The organism is Pseudoxanthobacter sp. M-2 (assembly GCF_046156265.1).
In the GTDB taxonomy this organism is placed as follows: Bacteria; Pseudomonadota; Alphaproteobacteria; order Rhizobiales; family Segnochrobactraceae; genus CAMDHY01.
This window is the reverse complement of record NZ_JAWDIR010000011.1, coordinates 113,968-132,236: the sequence shown is the minus strand read 5'-3', so window position 1 is coordinate 132,236 and position 18,269 is coordinate 113,968. Positions and strand designations below refer to the sequence as shown.

The following is an 18,269-nucleotide window of genomic DNA, read 5'->3' as shown; positions in this document are numbered from 1 at the left end:
GGTGGGGGTGGAGCGGCTGGCGCGAAGGCCGTCGCGCGGGAGACCGCGCTCCTCGCGATCGCCGTCTGGACGCGCTGCCGCGACCCACATTTTTCGAGGACCGCGGCGCCGCGGGGTCTGGACGGCCGGCGCGCGAGATTTTATCCTTAAAGTTGAAAGTTGGAACAAGTCTCAACAGCTTTCGCGGTTTCCTCCCACCGCGGCCTGCTCAGCCGACGGAGACGCGTGTGTCGAAAGCGATCCGAGAGATCGCGAAGGTCGTTCCGGCCTTCGCGCCCCGTATTCTCGTCGACGTCGGGGCCAATGTCGGCCGCTCGACGCGCGAGCTCGTCGAGGCGGCCGGCGCGGAGGCGACGGTGTTCGCCTTCGAGCCGGTCACCAAGAGTTTTCAGCAGCTTCAGGATGCCGTGACGGAGCTCGGGGGCGGCGTCGTCGCCGAACAGGCGTGCCTCGGCAGCATCGACGGCAACGTGCTGATGACGGCCCGCGGCACCGCCAACGGCAACCGAATCGTCGCCGAGGGCGAGGTGCGTGGCAACACCGAGGTGGTGCCGATGCTGCGCGGCGACGCCTATTTCCGCGCCCGCGGCGTCGAGATGATCGATCTCTGGAAGTCGAGCACCAACGGCTGGGACCTCGACGTGCTCGTCGGCATGATCGATTACCTGGCATCGCAGCGCATCCGCGCCATCCAGGTGGTGACGGCGCTCGCCCCCGGCGAAACCCGCGCCTGCCCCTTCGAGAAGATGACGGCGTTCCTCGAGCCCTTCGGCTACGGCGTGCTGGGTTTCGTCTCGCCGGTCCGCACCGACGAGGCCGGCAACCCCCGCGCCTCGATCGCGCTGGTCGATGCGATCTATATTGCGGAGTGAGGGTTCGACTTCATCAACGACAGCCGTCTGTATAGATGTTGCTTCGGTTAGAATTTCTTTGCGTTGTCGAACTCGTAAATTGTTATTCTGAACGGCTCGACGATCCATGATTTTTGGGGTTGAAGCGCGTTTTCTGACCCGTCGAATTCGAAGCGGCTATCGATCAACTTGATGCAGTGGGTAGCCTGTCGCACTCCACCCGCGAGCCAGACAAAGTCGGCCTCGAAATATCGGTCGAACCCGGCGCCGAGACGAGTTTTCATCTGGAACTCGAAGGCTCTCATGCTGTCGCCGCAGTCAGCAAAGGTCGGTCTGCCGCTGGGCACATATTCCCGTGTGCAGACCTCGATCAGTTTTCCGCTTTCGATCTCGAAAATCCTAAGCGTTTGATCTGCATGGGTGACCGACGCTCGGCAGGACGCCTTTGAACACTTGAATGAGAGATCGACGAACATGGCCGGCAGGACAGCCGACCGAAAGACCGTCTCGCCGTCCGCCGCGCGGACCTCTCTGCAGGCAGCGGCCTCCTCCGCGCGTGGAGGGACAGGGCCAATGGCGCCGAGGAACGCGCCCGACAAGGCTACGGACCAGAGCAGCAGCCGCCCGGTGAGCGCCGAGATGGCCCGCCTCCACCGCAACTTGAACGACACCGGATGGTTTCGGGACATGTCCGTTCACTCAGGTGCCCTGATGCCGGAAGCCGGCTTGGCTGGGGCGCCAGGATTCGAACCTGGGAATGGCGGAATCAAAATCCGCTGCCTTACCACTTGGCTACGCCCCATCACCGCGACGGCCCGCAGAGCGGGCCTCGGCGGCGCTGTTCTAGCGGCATCGCCCGCCGCTCTCAATCGCCTCCGCTCGGAGGTCGCCACGACCCTTCGTCGCGACCCGTGGGCGCACCGTCGTGGGCAGGCCCCTCAATGGTCTCCTCATGCCGCTGACCGTCGCAACCGGCCCTAGGCGCGGCGACCCGGAAGAGCCGTCCGCCCTCGGTGGGCGCGCGGCGGTCCCCGCTCTCCGGGCGCCCCGGCCGACGGCCCTCACGGAAACGGCTTTACGGCTTCCGAGTATGACGGTAGTACGCTTGCGACACGGGCAGGCGGTCACTAAAGAGAACGCGCGGGCCGTGCAGGCGCGCGGATGCCGGGCCGGCGGGGGCACTGCCGGTCGATCCGCTCGCCGCGTACCGCGTAGATGGGACATTGCCGATTGCCGCCGGGAGGCACCATGGCCGACACGCACGAGCTGATGACGCACGATAACATGTCCAAGATGGACTACGCCGAGCACGAGCGGACCTACAGCGGGTTCCTGACGCTCGCGAAGTGGACCACCGTGGCGCTGGTGATCCTGCTCGCGCTCATGGGCTTCTTCCTCACCTGACATCGCACGCGGCCGGGGTTCGACCCGGACGTCCGCCCGCTCTCCGGTGCCCGCCGGAGGGGGCCAAACTTTGCCGCGCCGGGGCCTCGTGACGGGGCACCGCGGCAGCACCCAGGGAGCAGGGCATGAAGGTTGCAGTGCCGCGCGAGACGGCAGGCGGGGAAGCACGCGTCGCCGCGACCCCGGATACGGTGAAGCGCCTCGTCGGTCTCGGCGCGACAATCGCGGTCGAGGCCGGAGCGGGCGTCGCTTCGCGCATCCTCGACGAGGATTATGTCGCCGCCGGGGCGACCATCGCGCCTGACGCCGGCAGCGCGCTGGCGGATGCCGACGTGGTGCTGACGGTGCGCCGGCCGACGCCGGAGCTCGCCGCCCACATCAAGCGCGGCGCCCTCGTCGTCGGCATCATGGACCCCTACGGCAACCGTGACGCGCTGCAGCAGCTGGCGGACGCCGGCCTCGTCGCGGTGGCGATGGAACTGATGCCGCGCATCACCCGCGCCCAGGTGATGGACGTGCTGTCCTCCCAGGCGAACCTCGCCGGCTACCAGGCCGTCCTCGACGCGGCCTATGTCTACGATCGCGCCATGCCGATGATGATGACCGCCGCCGGCACCGTGCCGGCCGCCCGCGTCTTCGTCATGGGCGCCGGCGTCGCCGGCCTGCAGGCGATCGCCACCGCCCGCCGTCTCGGCGCGGTGGTCTCGGCGACCGACGTGCGCCCGGCCTCGAAGGAGCAGGTCGAAAGCCTCGGCGGCAAGTTCGTCGCCGTCGAGGACGAGGAGTTCAAGCAGGCGGAGACCGCCGCCGGCTACGCCAAGCCGATGTCGCCGGAATACCAGGCGAAGCAGGCGGCCCTCGTCGCCGAGCACATCAAGAAGCAGGACATCGTCATCACCACGGCGCTGATCCCCGGCCGCCCGGCGCCGCGCCTCGTCACCGCGGCGATGATCGCGACGATGAAGCCCGGCTCGGTGCTGGTTGATCTCGCGGTCGAGCGCGGTGGCAACGTCGAGGGCGCGGTGCCCGGCGAGGTGGTCGACATCGGCCACGTCAAGGTGGTCGGCCACCTCAACGTCGCCGGCCGCATCGCCGCCTCCGCCTCGCAGCTCTACGCCAAGAACCTCTACGCCTTCGTCGAGACGCTGATCGACAAGGAGAAGAAGGCGCTCGCCGTGAACTACGAGGACGAACTCGTCAGGGCGACCGTGCTGACGCGCGACGGCGCCATCGTCCACCCGTCCTTCCAGAGCTGAGGGGGCCACGATGACCGATACTCCCGCCGAGGCGCTGACGCGCGCGCAGGAAGCCGCCGATGCGGCCCGCGCCGCCGCCGAGACCGCCAAGCACGCCGCCGACGCGGCGCAGAACTACGTCGACGCCGCCCTGCACGGCGGCGGCGACATGCTCGCCGCCGCCGCCCACGCGGCGACCGGGGGCGCCATCGACCCCTTCGTCTTCCGCCTGTCGATCTTCGTGCTGGCGATCTTCGTCGGCTACTTCGTCGTCTGGTCGGTGACGCCGGCGCTGCACACGCCGCTGATGGCGGTGACCAACGCGATCTCCTCGGTGATCGTCGTCGGCGCGCTGCTCGCCGTCGGCGTCGATCTCGCCGCCGGCGAGGGCGCCGTCTGGGCCCGCGGCTTCGGCTTCATCGCGCTCGTCATGGCCGCCGTGAACATCTTCGGCGGCTTCCTCGTCACGAGCCGCATGCTCGCCATGTACAAGAAGAAGGGCTGAGGCGATGAACGCCAATCTCGCCGCCGTCCTCTATCTCGTCTCCGCCGTCCTGTTCGTCCTGGCGCTGCGTGGGCTCTCCAGCCCCGCGACGTCGCGGCGGGGCAACTACATGGGCATGGCCGGCATGGCCATCGCCATCCTGACGACGCTCGCCGTCGCCCGGCCGTCGCCCGGCGCGCTGGCGCTGATCGTGCTCGGCCTGGTCGTCGGCGGCGCGGTCGGCGCGGTGATCGCTCGGCGCATCGCCATGACGGCGATGCCACAGCTCGTCGCCGCCTTCCACTCGCTGGTCGGCCTCGCCGCGGTGTTCGTCGCCGCCGGCGCGCTCTATGCGCCGGAGGCCTTCGGCATCGGGGCGCGCGGCGCGGTGCACGCCCAGGCGCTGATCGAGATGTCGATCGGCGTCGCGATCGGCGCCATCACCTTCACCGGCTCGGTGATCGCCTTCCTGAAGCTCAACGGCAACATGTCGGGCCGCCCGATCATGCTGCCCGGGCGCCACGTGGTGAACGCCGGCCTCGCGATCCTGCTCGTCGTGCTCGTCGTCGCCCTGGTGATGACCGAGAGCCACACGATCTTCTGGCTCATCGTCATCGTCTCGCTGGTGCTCGGCGGCCTGATCATCGTGCCGATCGGCGGCGCCGACATGCCGGTCGTCGTGTCGATGCTCAACTCCTACTCGGGGTGGGCTGCGGCCGGCATCGGCTTCACGCTGGGCAATTCGGCGCTGATCATCACCGGTGCGCTCGTCGGCTCGTCCGGTGCGATCCTCTCCTACATCATGTGCAAGGGGATGAACCGCTCGTTCATCTCGGTCATCCTCGGCGGCTTCGGCGGCGAGACGGCGGGCCCCGCCGGCGGCGCGGTCGAGGCGCGGCCGGTGAAGAAGGGCTCGGCCGAGGACGCCGCCTTCATCATGAAGAACGCCTCGAAGGTGATCATCGTGCCGGGCTACGGCATGGCGGTCGCCCAGGCCCAGCACGCGCTGCGCGAGATGGCCGACCAGCTGAAGAAGGAGGGCGTCGAGGTGAAGTACGCCATCCACCCGGTGGCGGGCCGCATGCCCGGCCACATGAACGTGCTGCTCGCCGAGGCGAACGTGCCCTATGACGAGGTCTTCGAGCTCGAGGACATCAACTCCGAGTTCGCCCAGGCCGACGTCGCCTACGTCATCGGCGCCAACGACGTCACCAACCCGGCCGCCAAGACCGACAAGTCCTCGCCGATCTACGGCATGCCGATCCTCGACGTCGAGAAGGCGAAGACGGTCCTGTTCATCAAGCGCGGCATGGGCTCGGGCTACGCCGGCGTCGAGAACGAGCTGTTCTTCCGAGACAACACGATGATGCTGTTCGGCGACGCCAAGAAGGTCACCGAGGAGATCGTCAAGGGGATGTGAGCGCGAGGGCGGGTCCGCCCGCCCCTTCGCCTTCCGCCGACGAGCGGGCCCGGTCCTCCGGGCCCGTTTTCTTTTGGGGTCGTGCGGGACTGGCCGCTATGATTGCGTTCAGCCATGCCGAGACCCGCCATCCATCCCGGCGAGATCCTCGCCGACGAACTCGCCGAGATCGGCATCACGCCGACCGAGTTCGCGCGACAGATCCGCGTGCCGGCCAACCGGATCAGCCAGATCGTCAACGGCAAGCGCGCGATCACCGGCGACACCGCGCTGCGGCTCGGCCACTGGTTCGGCAACGAGCCGCAGTTCTGGCTCAACCTGCAGAGCACCTACGATCTGCGCCTCGCCGAGGAAGGGCTGGGGCCGGAGCTTGCAGCTCTCCCGACCCGCGCGACCGGCGAGGCGGCGTAGCCCCCGCCCTTACGCCTGCAGGATTGGGGGCTATCTGATCCGCTGGAAGGACCGGCGTCGTCTCGAGGCAGGGGCGTCTGCGGCGTTTGACGCCCGCGTGCCCGCGGGTGATATACATCGCCTCATCGTATAGCATCGAGGTCACGCCATGCAGGTCGCGAAGTGGGGGAACAGCCTCGCCGTCCGGCTGCCGAGTGCCGTCGTCGAGGCCCTCGACCTCAAGCCCGGCGACAGCATCGAGATCCAGGTGGCCGGCGAGCGCGCCCTCGAGGTGAGCCGGGCGCCATCGCGCACCGACCTCCTCGCCAGGCTGCGGAAATACCGCGGCCGGCTGCCGCCCGGCTTCCGGTTCGACCGGCTCGAAGCGCATGAGCGCTGAGGTCTTCTTCGACACCAACGTCCTGCTCTATCTCCTGTCCGGCGACCCGGCGAAGGCCGGAAGGGCCGAGGCGCTCCTGGCCGAGGGGGGCACCATCAGCGTCCAGGTGCTCAACGAGTTCGCCTCCGTCTGCCGGCGCAAGCTCGGGCTGGATCTGGCGGACGTCAGCGCGTTCGTCGACACGTTCCAGGCGGTCTGCGAGGTGGTGCCGGTCGATCTGCCGCTGCACGAGAACGGCGTCGCCATCGCCTATCGGCACCAGATCTCCGTCTACGACGGCCTCATCGTCGCGGCGGCCCTGCGCGCGGGTTGCCGGACGCTGTTCACCGAAGACCTCAACCACGGCCAGCGCGTCGATGGCCTCGTCATCGTCAACCCGTTCACGCCCTGAGGCGCTTCACCCCCGCCCTCACGCCGGCGGGATGAACGGCTGGCTGATCGCCCGGAACTCATCCATCGCCTCGAGGCGGGCGGCGTCGGCGGCGAGCGCCGGATAGCCGGCGAGCGGGGCGAGACCGGGATGGGCCTCTCCGAGGAAGCGCAGCGTCGCCGCCACGGCGATGTCGGCATGGCCGATGCGGTCGCCGAACCAGACCGCACCGGGGCGGACGGCACGGTCCTGCTCCAGCAGCGCCAGCGTCCCGAGGATCTGGCTGCGGCAGCGCTCGACCCAGACGTCGGAGACCTGCTCGTGCAGGCGCTTTTCGTAGAACAGGCTCACCGCCTTGTCGGCGATGCCGGTCGCGAGCGTGATCGTCTTCAGGGCCCGCCGCCGGTCGGGCTGGCCCGCCGGCAGCAGCACGGCGTCCGGCGGAGCCAGGCTGTCGAGCCAGTCGAGGATGGCGTGGGTCTCGATCACGACCTCGCCGTCGTCGAGGACCAGGGTCGGCACCCGAACGAGCGGGTTGAGGGGACGGATCTTGTCTGCGTCGCCAAACACCGACCACGGCCGGTGCTCGAATGGCATCCGGTAGAGCGTCAGGGCGATGCCGACGCGGCGGACGAAGGGCGAATCGTACTGGCCGATCAGGATCATCTCAGGCACCTCGTGTTCACGGGCGGGCGACCCGCCGCCGCGCCATTCTTCCCCAGCCGCCACGACTTGCCCCGGCGCCTGCGGACCTTGCGTCGTCGCATCCCGCACCGGCTCACCCTACGCCAGATGTGGCGACCCTCGAAGCCCGCCGACCGCCCCGGCCGGAGCCGCCACGGCGGGGCCTCGCGCGGCGGCGTCCGCGGCGCTAAGGTCCTCCGGGCTCGCGTTGCGGGGCGGTCGGGGCATGGTCTCCGACCCCTCCCGCGGCGGGGGGCGGCCGGGGTGGCCGCGACGAGCCGCAGGCAAACGGGGAAAACAGGCGCGGCCCGAACGGGCCGGCCTTGCAGGGGAAGGCTCAGATGGCGCTGATGGAGGCGAAGTCACTCGTCCGCTTGTCGCGGATGCGCGTGCTGTATGGCATCGATCCGGAGACGAACGAGCACTGCTACGAAGTCGGCCTGTTCGGCGAGGATGGCACCAAGGGCCTGAAGAAGCTGATCATCGACCTGCCCAACATGCACGTCCTGGCGGCCGAGCTCGAGGCCTGCGCGGCGGTGCTGAAGGCGCACATCGTCTTTTCGGAACAGGCCGGACACGCCACAGACGCCCCAGAGTGACACGCCCCCGGGAGCAGACATGAGCAGACCGATCACCCCCGTCGTTCTCGCCGGCGGAGCCGGCACGCGGTTGTGGCCGGTTTCGCGCGACAGCCTGCCGAAGCAGTTCCAGCGGCTCGTCGGGCCGCTGTCGACCTACCAGCAGACCCTGAAGCGCGTCGCCGACCCGGCGCGCTTCGGGCAGCCGGTGGTGATGACGAACGCCGAGCTGCGCTTCTTCGCCGAGAACCAGGCGAAGGACGTCGGCGCCGAAGTCACCGTGCTGCTCGAGCCGGAGCGGCGGAACTCCGCCCCTGCGCTCGCCGCCGCCGCCGCCTTCGTCGCCAGGACGGATCCAGCGGCGCTGGTGCTGGCGCTCGCCGCCGACCACGTCATCCTCGACGATGCGGCGTTCCTCGCAGCCGTCGACGCGGCCGCCGTCGTCGCCGCGGCCGGCGACATCGTCACCTTCGGCATGGCGCCGACCTATCCGGCCACCGGCTACGGCTACATCCGCCCGGGTGACGCGATCGGCGACACCGGCGCGCGCCGCGTCGCCGCCTTCGCCGAGAAGCCGGATATGGCCACCGCGGCGCGCTACCTCGCCGAAGGCTGCCTGTGGAACAGCGGCAACTTCCTGTTCCGCGCCGACGTGCTCCTCGCCGAACTCGACCGCTACGCCCCCGCCGTGGCCGAGGCGGCGCGGGCAGCGGCGGCCGGCGCCGAGACGGATTCGGCGCTCGGCTTCGTGCGCCTCGATGCGAAGAGCTTCCGCGCCGCCCCGGTGATCTCGATCGACTATGCCGTGATGGAGAAGACCGACCGCATCGCCGTGGTGCCGGCCTCCTTCGGCTGGTCGGATGTCGGCAGCTGGGAGGCGATCTACGATCTCGGCGGCACCGATGCGGCCGGCAACGTCCTCGACGGCCCGGTCGAGGCGGTCGACACCGCCGGCAGCCTGATCCGCTCGGACGGGCCGGTGGTCGGCGTCATCGGGCTGGACGACGTCGTCGTCGTCGCCTCGCCGGACGCGGTGCTGGTGACGCGGCGGTCGCTGTCCGGCGAGGTGAAGACGCTGGTCGACCGCCTGCGCGCCCGCAACCACCACCAGGTCAGTTCGCACGCCCGCTGCTACCGTCCGTGGGGCTCCTACGAATCGATCGACCGCGGCGACCGCTTCCAGGTGAAGCGCATCGTCGTCGAGCCGGGGGCGCGGCTGTCGCTGCAGAAGCACATGCACCGGGCCGAGCACTGGGTGGTGGTGCGCGGCACGGCGGAGGTGACGATCGACGACGATGTACGGGTCCTCTCGGAGAACCAGTCGGTCTACGTGCCGCTCGGCGCCGTCCACCGCTTGGCCAACCCCGGCAAGATCCCGCTCGAGCTGATCGAGGTGCAGACCGGCAGCTATCTCGAGGAGGACGACATCGTCCGCCTCGAGGACGTCTATGCGAGGGCTTGAACCCTCGGCAGGCAACCGACATCCGGAGGAAGCGTGTCGACCCTCTATCTCTCCCACCCGGCCTTCCTCGAGCACCAGACGCCGCTCGGCCATCCCGAGCGACCGGACCGGCTGCGCGCCATCGAGCGCGTCATGGAGGCGGAGCGCTTCCAGACGCTGGAGCGCGACCAGACGCCGCTCGGCCGGCTCGAGGACGCGCGCCTCGCGCACCGCGCCGCCTATGTTGACGTGATCACCCGGGCAGCACCCACCGAGGGGCTGGTGCGGCTCGATGCCGACACGACGATGTCGCCCGGCAGCCTCGAGGCGGCGCTGCGCGGCGTCGGCGGCGCCATGATGGCGGTGGACGAGGTGATGACGGGGCGCGTCGCCAACGCCTTCGTCGCCTCGCGCCCGCCCGGCCACCACGCCGAGCACGACCGCGCCATGGGCTTCTGCCTGTTCAACAACGCCGCCGTCGCCGCCCGCCACGCCCAGCGCACCCACGGCGCCGAGCGCGTCGCCATCATCGATTTCGACGTCCACCACGGCAACGGCACCCAGGACATCTTCTGGTCGGACGCGAGCGTCTTCTATGGCTCGACGCACCAGATGCCGCTCTATCCGGGCACCGGCGAGCGCTCGGAGACCGGCGTCGGCAACATCGTCAACGCGCCGCTCCGGGCCGGCGACGACGGCGAGGTCTTCCGCGCCGCGATGGACGAGGTGGTGCTGCCGGCCCTCGACGCCTTCGGGCCGGACCTCGTCATCATCTCGGCCGGCTTCGACGCCCATGTGCGCGATCCGCTCGCCGAGATCCGGCTGATCGAGTCCGATTTCGCCTGGATCACCCGGCGCCTGCTCGAGATCGCCGCCCGCCGCTGCGGCGGCCGCGTCGTGTCGCTGCTCGAGGGCGGCTACGATCTCGAGGGGCTGTCGCGCTCGGTCGCGGTCCACGTCGGCACGCTGATGGAGGCGTGAGGCCGGATGCGAACGGGCCGCTGCTCCTGTAGGGTGGCGGCATCAACGCGTTCCCGATCATGGACGTCCCGCGCAACCGCACGGCCGCTGTGAGGGTCCCCATCTTCGGGAACGCCTGACCATCCACAACGACGAGGCAGGGAAAGCCGCGTGGCTGATTCACCGAAGGACGTGCCGAAGGATGTCGCCGCTCTCAGTTTCGAGGCGGCGATGGGCGAGCTCGAGACGATCGTCGACGAACTGGAGCGCGGCCAGGTCGCGCTCGAGGCGTCGATCGCCAAGTACGAGCGCGGCAAGCTCCTGCAAAAGCACTGCGACGCGCTCCTGAAGCGGGCGGAGATGCGGGTCGAGAAGATCCAGCTCGGCCCCGGCGGAGCGCCCACGGGCACGGAGCCGCTGGACGCGGCGTGACGGCGCCCCATTTGACGGCAAGGTTCTCGGCTGCGGTCGGCACTCTCCTCGCACGCCGCCCCTGAGCCGGAGGCGGTCGTCGCCCGGCCGGACTGGAGACCGTCGACGATGAGCCTGCCTCGCGCCGAAGACCCTGCCCTCGCCGAAGCCCCCGCGCTGTCAGAGCCGGCCCTGGCGCCGGCGGTCGAGACCGTCATCGTGCCGCGCACACGCGACCTTGGCGGCTTTCTGGTGCGGCGCGCCCTGCCGGTCGCCGGCCGGCGCACGGTCGGGCCGTTCGTCTTCCTCGACGAGATGGGGCCGGCCTCCTTCGGCATCGGCGAGGGCATCGACGTCGCGCCCCACCCGCACATCGGGCTCGCCACCCTCACCTACCTCTTCGATGGGGCCATCGTGCACCGCGACAGCCTCGGCTCGCTGCAGACGATCGCGCCGGGCGCCGTCAACTGGATGAGCGCCGGCCGCGGCATCGCCCACTCGGAGCGCTCGGGCGCCGACCAGCGCCGCGGCGACGGCCGGCTGCACGGGCTGCAGCTCTGGGTCGCCCTGCCCCGCGCCCACGAGGAGGACGAGCCGTTCTTCGCCAGCCACGGCGCCGCCGCCCTGCCAGTCGTCGAGGACGGCGGCCTGTCGGCCCGCATCGTCGTCGGCAGCGCCTTCGGCGCCACCTCGCCGGTCGCGACCCACGCCGACACCCTCTATGTCGACGCCCGCATGGCGGCCGGTGCGCGCTTGCCGGTGGACGCCGCCACCGAGGAGCGTGCCCTCTACCTGGTGGACGGCGCCGTCGAGATCGCCGGCGACCGCTTCGAGGCGGGCCGCTTGCTCGTGCTGCGGCCCGGCGACGCGATCACGGTGACGGCGCTGACGGAGGCCCGCGTCGTCCTCCTCGGCGGCGCGACCCTCGACGAGCCGCGTCACCTCTGGTGGAACTTCGTTTCCTCCTCGCGCGACCGCATCGAGCAGGCGAAGGCCGACTGGAAGGCCGGGCGCTTCCCCGCCGTGCCGGGGGAGCACGAGTTCATCCCCCTGCCGGAACGGTGACGACCGTGCCGCGTTGCAACATGGATCGCCTGCCGCTAGTGGTCTGCCCTTTCGCGCGGCCCAACCCCCGTCGCGAGGGAGACCCGCGGTGACATCCGCTTCGAAGACGCCCCTGCTCGATCTCGTCGCCACGCCGGCGGACCTGCGGCGCCTGCCGGAATCGAGCCTGCCGCAGCTCGCCGACGAGCTGCGCGTCGAGACGATCGACGCCGTCTCCGTCACCGGCGGCCATCTCGGCGCCGGCCTCGGCGTCGTCGAGCTGACCGTGGCGCTGCACTACGTCTTCGATACGCCGACCGACCGGCTGATCTGGGACGTCGGCCACCAGACCTATCCCCACAAGATCCTCACCGGCCGCCGCGACCGCATCCGCACGCTGCGCCAGGGCGGCGGGCTGTCGGGTTTCACCCGCCGCGCCGAGAGCGAGTACGACCCGTTCGGCGCCGCCCACTCCTCGACCTCGATCTCCGCCGGCCTCGGCATGGCGGTGGCGCGCGACCTCAAGGGTGAGCGCCACAACGTCGTCTGCGTCATCGGCGATGGCGCGATGTCGGCGGGCATGGCCTACGAGGCGATGAACAACGCCGGCGCCCAGCACGCCCGCATGGTCGTCGTGCTGAACGACAACGACATGTCGATCGCCCCGCCGGTCGGCGCGATGAGCGGCTACCTCGCCCGCCTCGTCTCGGGGCGCACCTACGTGACGCTGCGCGAGGCGGTGAAGGGACTGACCCGCCACCTGCCGAAGTTCGTCGAGCGCGGCGCGGCGCGGGCCGAGGAGTTCGCCCGCGGCCTCGCCATGGGCGGCACGCTGTTCGAGGAGCTCGGCTTCTACTACATCGGCCCGATCGACGGTCACGCCCTCGACCAGTTGCTGCCGATCCTGAAGAACGTCCGCGATACCGCGCCCGGCCCGGTGCTCGTCCACGTCGTCACCCGCAAGGGCAAGGGCTATCCGCCGGCCGAGGCCTCGGCGGACAAGTACCACGGCGTCAACCGCTTCGACGTCGTCACCGGCGAGCAGGCGAAGGCGAAGGCGAACGCGCCGGCCTACACGCGCGTCTTCGCCACCAGCCTGATCGAGGAGGCGCGCCGCGACGAGCGCATCGTCGCCGTCACCGCCGCGATGCCGTCCGGCACCGGCCTCGATTTGTTCGGCGCCGAGTTCCCACAGCGCACCTTCGACGTCGGCATCGCCGAGCAGCACGCCGTCACCTTCGCGGCGGGGCTCGCCGCCGACGGCCTGAAGCCGTTCTGCGCCATCTATTCCACCTTCCTGCAGCGCGCCTACGACCAGGTGGTGCACGACGTCGCCATCCAGGGGCTGCCGGTGCGCTTCCCGATCGACCGCGCGGGCCTCGTCGGCGCCGACGGGCCGACCCACGCCGGTGCCTTCGACCTCGCCTTCCTCGGCTGCCTGCCCGGCATGGTGGTGATGGCGGCCGGCGACGAGGTCGAACTCGCCCGCATGGTGGCGACAGCGGCCGCTTTTGAGGATGGCCCGATCGCCTTCCGCTACCCGCGCGGCGAGGGCGTCGGGCTCGACATCCCCTCGCCCGCCCCGCCGCTCGAGATCGGCGTCGGCCGCGTCGTCGAGGAGGGCACGTCGGTGGCACTCCTGTCCCTCGGCGGCCGGCTGCAGGAGTGCCAGCGCGCCGCGGCCGAGTTGCGCGCCGCCGGCCTGTCGACGACGGTGGCCGACGCCCGCTTCCTGAAGCCGCTCGACCGCGACCTGCTGCGCCGGCTCGCCCGCGAGCACGCCGTGCTGGTGACGGTCGAGGAGGGCTCGATCGGCGGCTTCGGCAGCCACGTGCTTGCCGCACTCGCCGAGGAAGGCCTGCTCGACGGCGGCCTCAAGGTGCGCACGCTGGTGCTGCCGGACACCTACCTCGCCCACGACAAGCCCGAGGTGATGTACGCGCTGGCCGGCCTCGATGCCGCCGGCATCGTCGCCACCGTGCGCGGCGCCCTCGGCCTGGAAATCGCCCCCGTGCAGCGGCTCGCCGGGGCTCCGAAGCGCAGCTAGCCCGGCGAAAGCCACCGACACGGTTTCGCCACGACCGTCTCCTAGAGCGGCGTGCGCGCGCGTCTCCAGGATGCGGGCGCCGTTATTGCTCAAGTCCTTTGCCTTGGTGCACCTTCCAGCCGACGGGCGACGCCTCCCGATCGGCGGACGCACCGGATTTTTCGCCTTATCCGGACGGATCGAAGCACGGGGCGGCCCGCGCAGCGAGGCGGTGCCGGACGGACCATCCGCTCTCGCCGCCCGCCTCCGCCCCCACCGATGTTCAAGACCCTCCGTCCCGTCTTCTCGCTGCTCCTCGGCATCGGCTTCCTGCTGATCGGCCACGGCCTGCAGTTCACGCTGTTGCCGCTGTCGGGCGAGGCGTCCGGCTTCGACACCGTCATGCTCGGCTTCCTCGGCTCGAGCTACTATGTCGGCTTCGTCGCCGGCTGCCTGCTCGGCCCCTACGTCATCCTGCGCGCCGGCCACATCCGCACCTTCGCGGCGATGGTTTCGGCCGCCGCCGTGATGGTGCTCTGCCACGCGCTGATGCGCGATCCGCTGGTCTGGAACGGGCTCAGGGCGATGACCGGCTTCAGCCTGGCCACCCTCTATCTCGTCATCGAGAGCTGGCTCAACGACCGCGCCAGCAACACGACGCGCGGAACGGTGATGTCGGCCTACATCGTCGTCAACTTCGCCGCCTTCACCGTCGGCCAGATGATGGTGTCGATCTACCCGGTGACGGCGATTGCGCCGTTCGTGCTGGCCGCCATCCTGATCTCGCTCGCGACCCTGCCGGTGGCGCTGACGAGCTCGGCGCAGCCGGCACCGATCTCGCTCGTCCGCTTCCGCCCCCGCCGGCTTTTCGCCACCGCCCCCGTCGCCTTCGTCGGCGCCTTCCTGATCGGCGTCTCGAACGGCGCCTTCTGGGCGCTCGGCGCCGTCTTCGCCACCAGCATCGGGCTTTCCGTCGAGCAGGCGGCGCTGTTCGTCAGCGCCACCGTCGCCGGCGGCGCGCTCGGCCAGTGGCCGGTCGGGCGGCTGTCGGACCGCATCGACCGCCGCATCGTGCTGGCGACGATGCTCGTCGGCTCCGCGCTGGCGGGCCTGGCGCTCGGGCTGCTGACGGTCAATACCCCGACGCTTTTGGCGATGGGCTTCGTCTTCGGCGTGCTGACGCTGCCGGGCTACTCGCTGGCGGCGGCGCACGCCTACGACAAGACGGCGCCCGGCGAGTATGTCGAGACGGCGGCCGGCGTGCTGCTCCTCAACGGCCTCGGCTCGGTCTGCGGGCCGCTGATCTCCGCCTTCGCCATGGCCCGCGGCGGGCCGCACGCGCTGTTCGTGATGACGGCCGCCGTGCAGACGCTGCTGTTCCTCTTCATCATCGTGCGCATCCGGGTGCGCAGCGGCACCGCGAGCGCGGACAAGACGGGCTTCGCCGCCGCCTCGACGGCGCCGATGGGCACCGTCATCCCGCCCGGCACCGACGAGCGTCCGGCCTTCGCCGGCCATGCCGCCGCCGCGTCAGCGCCGAAACCCGGACGGCCGTCCGCCGGCTGACGGGACTGCGGCGACGACACCGGTTGCGCCGAGCCCCCGGCGCGGGCAGGTTCCCGCCCGAACCGACGAGGAGTGAGCGATGCGAGCGCTGTTCTGGACCCGCGTGATCGCCTGGTCGATCGCGGTGATCGCCTCGGTGGTGGTGGTCGTGCTCGCCACCGGCGTGCTCGAGCGCGAGACCGGCGGAACCGGCACGACCGCCTCCGTCGGCGGGCCGTTCGCCCTCATCGGCACCGACGGCCAGACGGTGACGGAGGCGGACTTCGCCGGCCGGCCACGCGCCATGTTCTTCGGCTTCACGCACTGCCCGGACGTTTGCCCGACGACGCTCGCCGAGGCCGAAGGCTGGCTGAAGGCGCTCGGCCCGGCGGGCGATGATCTCTCGATCGTCTTCGTCAGCGTCGATCCCGAGCGCGACACGCCGGAGCTGATGAAGAGCTACCTCTCCGCCTTCGACCCGCGCATCGTCGGCCTCACCGGCACGCCCGAGCAGATCGCCGCGGTGACCAAGGCCTACCGGGTCTATGCGCGCAAGGTCGAGCTCGAGGGCGGCGACTACACCATGGACCACTCGGCCGCGGTGCTGCTGTTCGACAAGAACGGCGATTTCTCCGGCACCGTCGACTACCGCGATCCGCAGGAGAAGGCGGTGGAGAAGTTGAAGACCATCGTCGGAAGCTGAGGTACAGATACTTCCAACGGCGACTCCTTTTTTGGAATAGCAAAGACAGTCTGCTGCTGCAAAGCGTTGAATGCGTGGGCATTCGCTGCGGCAGTGTCGCGACGAGCTTGCCTGCTCCAATTGGTCAAGTTGACGGGAGCTACTACGGGGCTGTGGTCTCTAGGCAGCATTCCCGCCGCCGCCGAATAGACGGATTTTCAGTAGTTTCCCTTGTCGTTGTCTTGCAGTGTGTTAATCTGACCGGAAAAGCTGTGTGGGCGAGGGGAACGCCATGCGAGCCTGGGGTAGTGCTGTCGTTGCGCTCGTGGCGTTTGCGTGGGTCGCTTTCGCGGCGTCTTCCCCGCTCAAAGCTGCAGAATTCAAAGCAAAAAGCGATGATTTTGTCGGAACGTGGGTTGGGACATGGTCAGACGGCAAAGATTATAGCAAATTAATTGTCTGGTATGTGAGGCCGAATGGATCGGCAAAGACAATATACGCATGGAAAGGCGGGCAGTCTTATAAATTTGCGACAGTCGACGGGAATTCATTGACGCAGGAGCGATGGGGCGACGGATCGTTGATGGTTTATACCCTTGTTAGTAAAACAAAGATGGTATTTCGCTTGAACCGCAAGGGCAAATTTTACGATGGCGTTCTGCTAAAACAATGAATAAGAATCTAGGAATGTGTTTTTATCTTACCAAATTCATTACAAAGGGCGAAAACTTTGATTAAATATCTTCCCTTGCTACTCCTGATCACCGGCGCCGCGCCTGAGACTGCAACCGCACAGTCTGCGCGGCATTACAATATGGAAGTAGAGCCTGGTGGAACACTGAATATCGGCATCCATAGAAGCTGGGATAGGGACTGCACGACCGGTGAAGTGAAAGTGGAATTGGTAAAAGCCCCGAAGTACGGAAAAGTTGTTATCAAAATTGTTCCCTCAAAAATTCCGGCCCGCGCCGGTCACGGACGTGATCCTGATCCGAAATGCGTCGGCCTCCCCGCGCCCGGAACACAAGTAATTTATCGGGCAGATCGAAAATACAAAGGGGAGGTGGATTTGGCTTACATTTCATATTTCGGAAATAGACGACAGAAATACAGCTACAAGATTATGGTCAGGTAGCCCGGCCATAGAAGGTAGAATGGCGGCGAGATAGTACGGGTCGATTGGTCAGAACGCCCGCCAGGCCGGTCGCTCGCCGACCTGGGCGCGGTCGCGCAGGAGGTGATCGGCGAGCACGATCGCCATCATCGCCTCGCCCACCGGCACCGCGCGAATGCCGACGCAGGGGTCGTGCCGCCCCTTGGTGACGACGTCGATCTCCTGGCCGGTCGAATCGATCGAGCGCTTCGGGATCAGGATCGACGAGGTCGGCTTCACCGCGAAGCGCGCCACCACCGGCTGGCCGGTGGAGATGCCGCCGAGAATGCCGCCGGCGTTGTTGGTGAGGAACAGCGGCCGGCCGTCGTTACCCATGCGTATCTCGTCGGCGTTCTCCTCGCCCGACAGCGCCGCCGAGGCAAAGCCCGCGCCGATCTCGACGCCCTTCACGGCATTGATCGACATCATCGCGCTCGCGAGATCAGCGTCGAGCTTGCCGTAGATCGGCGCGCCGAGGCCGGCCGGCACGTTCTCGGCCACCACCTCGACCACCGCGCCGATCGACGAACCGCGCTTGCGCACGCCGTCGAGCAGCGCCGTCCAGCGCTCGACGGTGCCGGGGTCGGGACAGAAGAACGGGTTGTCGCCGACGGTGTCCCAGTCCCAGCGCGAGCGGTCGACGGCGATGTCACCGATCTGCACCAGCGCCCCGCGCACGACGACGCCGCCCAGCACCTTGCGGGCGATCGCACCGGCAGCGACCCGCATGGCGGTTTCCCGCGCGGACGAGCGGCCGCCGCCGCGCGGATCGCGCAGGCCATACTTCTCATCGTAGGTGAAGTCGGCATGGCCCGGCCGGTAGCGGTCGGTGATCTCCGAGTAGTCCTTCGAGCGCTGGTCGACGTTCTCGATCTGCAGCGAAATCGGCGTGCCGGTGGTGACGAAACCCTCGCCGTCGCGGGCCGGCACGACGCCCGAGAGGATGCGCACCGCATCGGGCTCGCGGCGCTGCGTCGTGTAGCGCGACTGGCCCGGCCGGCGGCGGTCGAGATCGAGCTGAATCTCGGCTTCGCTGATCGCGATCCCCGGCGGGCAGCCGTCGACGACGCAGCCGATCGCCGGCCCGTGGCTCTCGCCCCAGGTGGTGACGCGGAAGAGATGGCCGAAGGTGTTGTGAGACATGCCCGTCCGCCGCCCGTCCGCTTGCCTTGCCCGATGCGCGCCGGTTTT

The 18,269-nt window shown here is 69.1% G+C and carries 21 protein-coding genes and 1 tRNA gene; 18 read left to right on the top strand and 4 right to left on the bottom strand.

Going from position 1 to position 18,269, the window contains the following annotated elements; all coding sequences use genetic code 11:
* Positions 1-227 precede the first annotated feature (227 nt).
* Entirely contained in the window at positions 228-872 is a 645-nt protein-coding gene (locus tag RUR49_RS05685) for an FkbM family methyltransferase (protein ID WP_409145403.1), read from the top strand.
* A gap of 47 nt (positions 873-919) precedes the next feature.
* Here RUR49_RS05685 and RUR49_RS05680 read toward each other — a convergent pair whose 3' ends face one another.
* Together RUR49_RS05680 and RUR49_RS05675 are read right to left on the bottom strand one after the other, a co-directional pair.
* The gene (locus RUR49_RS05680) at positions 920-1,522 is read right to left on the bottom strand and encodes a hypothetical protein (protein ID WP_409145402.1); all 603 of its coding nucleotides are present in this window, start codon (positions 1,520-1,522) and stop codon (positions 920-922) included.
* 56 nt (positions 1,523-1,578) lie between these two features.
* Positions 1,579-1,653, bottom strand: a tRNA-Gln gene (locus RUR49_RS05675).
* Between the two features lie 482 nt (positions 1,654-2,135).
* Here RUR49_RS05675 and RUR49_RS05670 point away from each other — a divergent pair.
* From RUR49_RS05670 to RUR49_RS05640, 7 genes are all read left to right on the top strand, one after another.
* Positions 2,136-2,255 carry an aa3-type cytochrome c oxidase subunit IV gene (locus RUR49_RS05670; protein WP_409145401.1) on the top strand — a complete coding sequence of 40 codons (120 nt, stop codon included), beginning with the start codon at positions 2,136-2,138 and terminating at the stop codon, positions 2,253-2,255.
* Between the two features lie 125 nt (positions 2,256-2,380).
* Positions 2,381-3,511 (top strand): Re/Si-specific NAD(P)(+) transhydrogenase subunit alpha, encoded by a 1,131-nt coding sequence (locus tag RUR49_RS05665; RefSeq protein WP_409145400.1) that lies wholly within the window; start codon positions 2,381-2,383, stop codon positions 3,509-3,511.
* A gap of 10 nt (positions 3,512-3,521) precedes the next feature.
* Positions 3,522-3,995 (top strand): NAD(P) transhydrogenase subunit alpha, encoded by a 474-nt coding sequence (locus tag RUR49_RS05660; RefSeq protein ID WP_409145399.1) that lies wholly within the window; start codon positions 3,522-3,524, stop codon positions 3,993-3,995.
* Positions 3,996-3,999: 4 nt separating this feature from the next.
* Positions 4,000-5,394 (top strand): NAD(P)(+) transhydrogenase (Re/Si-specific) subunit beta, encoded by a 1,395-nt coding sequence (locus tag RUR49_RS05655; RefSeq protein ID WP_409145398.1) that lies wholly within the window; start codon positions 4,000-4,002, stop codon positions 5,392-5,394.
* Between the two features lie 114 nt (positions 5,395-5,508).
* Positions 5,509-5,805 (top strand): HigA family addiction module antitoxin, encoded by a 297-nt coding sequence (locus tag RUR49_RS05650; protein ID WP_409145397.1) that lies wholly within the window; start codon positions 5,509-5,511, stop codon positions 5,803-5,805.
* 148 nt (positions 5,806-5,953) lie between these two features.
* The gene (locus RUR49_RS05645; protein ID WP_409145396.1) at positions 5,954-6,184 is read left to right on the top strand and encodes an AbrB/MazE/SpoVT family DNA-binding domain-containing protein; all 231 of its coding nucleotides are present in this window, start codon (positions 5,954-5,956) and stop codon (positions 6,182-6,184) included.
* Positions 6,174-6,575: a PIN domain-containing protein gene (locus RUR49_RS05640; RefSeq protein WP_409145395.1), complete on the top strand. Its 402-nt coding sequence runs from the start codon at positions 6,174-6,176 to the stop codon at positions 6,573-6,575. The genes RUR49_RS05645 and RUR49_RS05640 overlap by 11 nt, the downstream gene beginning before the upstream one ends.
* An 18-nt stretch (positions 6,576-6,593) precedes the next feature.
* Here the strand turns inward: RUR49_RS05640 and RUR49_RS05635 are convergent, their stop codons facing one another.
* Positions 6,594-7,220, bottom strand: coding sequence for a glutathione S-transferase family protein (locus RUR49_RS05635; protein WP_409146335.1), 627 nt, complete (start codon positions 7,218-7,220; stop codon positions 6,594-6,596).
* 359 nt (positions 7,221-7,579) lie between these two features.
* Between RUR49_RS05635 and RUR49_RS05630 the strand changes: the two genes are divergently transcribed.
* The 10 genes from RUR49_RS05630 (at position 7,580) to RUR49_RS05585 (ending at position 17,060) form a co-directional block, all read left to right on the top strand.
* Positions 7,580-7,837: a hypothetical protein gene (locus RUR49_RS05630; RefSeq protein ID WP_409145394.1), complete on the top strand. Its 258-nt coding sequence runs from the start codon at positions 7,580-7,582 to the stop codon at positions 7,835-7,837.
* A 19-nt stretch (positions 7,838-7,856) separates the two neighbouring features.
* The gene (locus RUR49_RS05625; protein WP_409145393.1) at positions 7,857-9,278 is read left to right on the top strand and encodes a mannose-1-phosphate guanylyltransferase/mannose-6-phosphate isomerase; all 1,422 of its coding nucleotides are present in this window, start codon (positions 7,857-7,859) and stop codon (positions 9,276-9,278) included.
* Positions 9,279-9,311: 33 nt separating this feature from the next.
* A complete protein-coding gene (locus RUR49_RS05620; RefSeq protein WP_409145392.1) occupies positions 9,312-10,238 on the top strand; it encodes a histone deacetylase family protein in 927 nt (308 codons plus the stop codon).
* Between the two features lie 150 nt (positions 10,239-10,388).
* Complete coding sequence (locus RUR49_RS05615; protein WP_409145391.1) at positions 10,389-10,649, top strand: exodeoxyribonuclease VII small subunit; 261 nt, start codon at positions 10,389-10,391, stop codon at positions 10,647-10,649.
* 108 nt (positions 10,650-10,757) lie between these two features.
* Positions 10,758-11,693, top strand: a complete 936-nt coding sequence (locus tag RUR49_RS05610; protein WP_409145390.1) for a pirin family protein — start codon at positions 10,758-10,760, stop codon at positions 11,691-11,693.
* An 88-nt stretch (positions 11,694-11,781) separates the two neighbouring features.
* A complete protein-coding gene (dxs, locus tag RUR49_RS05605; RefSeq protein WP_409145389.1) occupies positions 11,782-13,719 on the top strand; it encodes a 1-deoxy-D-xylulose-5-phosphate synthase in 1,938 nt (645 codons plus the stop codon).
* A gap of 258 nt (positions 13,720-13,977) precedes the next feature.
* Positions 13,978-15,264, top strand: coding sequence for an MFS transporter (locus tag RUR49_RS05600; RefSeq protein WP_409145388.1), 1,287 nt, complete (start codon positions 13,978-13,980; stop codon positions 15,262-15,264).
* Positions 15,265-15,343: 79 nt separating this feature from the next.
* Positions 15,344-15,946, top strand: a complete 603-nt coding sequence (locus RUR49_RS05595) for an SCO family protein (protein WP_409145387.1) — start codon at positions 15,344-15,346, stop codon at positions 15,944-15,946.
* Between the two features lie 253 nt (positions 15,947-16,199).
* Entirely contained in the window at positions 16,200-16,598 is a 399-nt protein-coding gene (locus RUR49_RS05590) for a hypothetical protein (RefSeq protein ID WP_409145386.1), read from the top strand.
* A 57-nt stretch (positions 16,599-16,655) separates the two neighbouring features.
* Positions 16,656-17,060 (top strand): hypothetical protein, encoded by a 405-nt coding sequence (locus RUR49_RS05585; RefSeq protein ID WP_409145385.1) that lies wholly within the window; start codon positions 16,656-16,658, stop codon positions 17,058-17,060.
* Between the two features lie 48 nt (positions 17,061-17,108).
* Here RUR49_RS05585 and aroC read toward each other — a convergent pair whose 3' ends face one another.
* Positions 17,109-18,221 carry a chorismate synthase gene (gene aroC / locus RUR49_RS05580; RefSeq protein WP_409145384.1) on the bottom strand — a complete coding sequence of 371 codons (1,113 nt, stop codon included), beginning with the start codon at positions 18,219-18,221 and terminating at the stop codon, positions 17,109-17,111.
* Positions 18,222-18,269 lie beyond the last annotated feature (48 nt).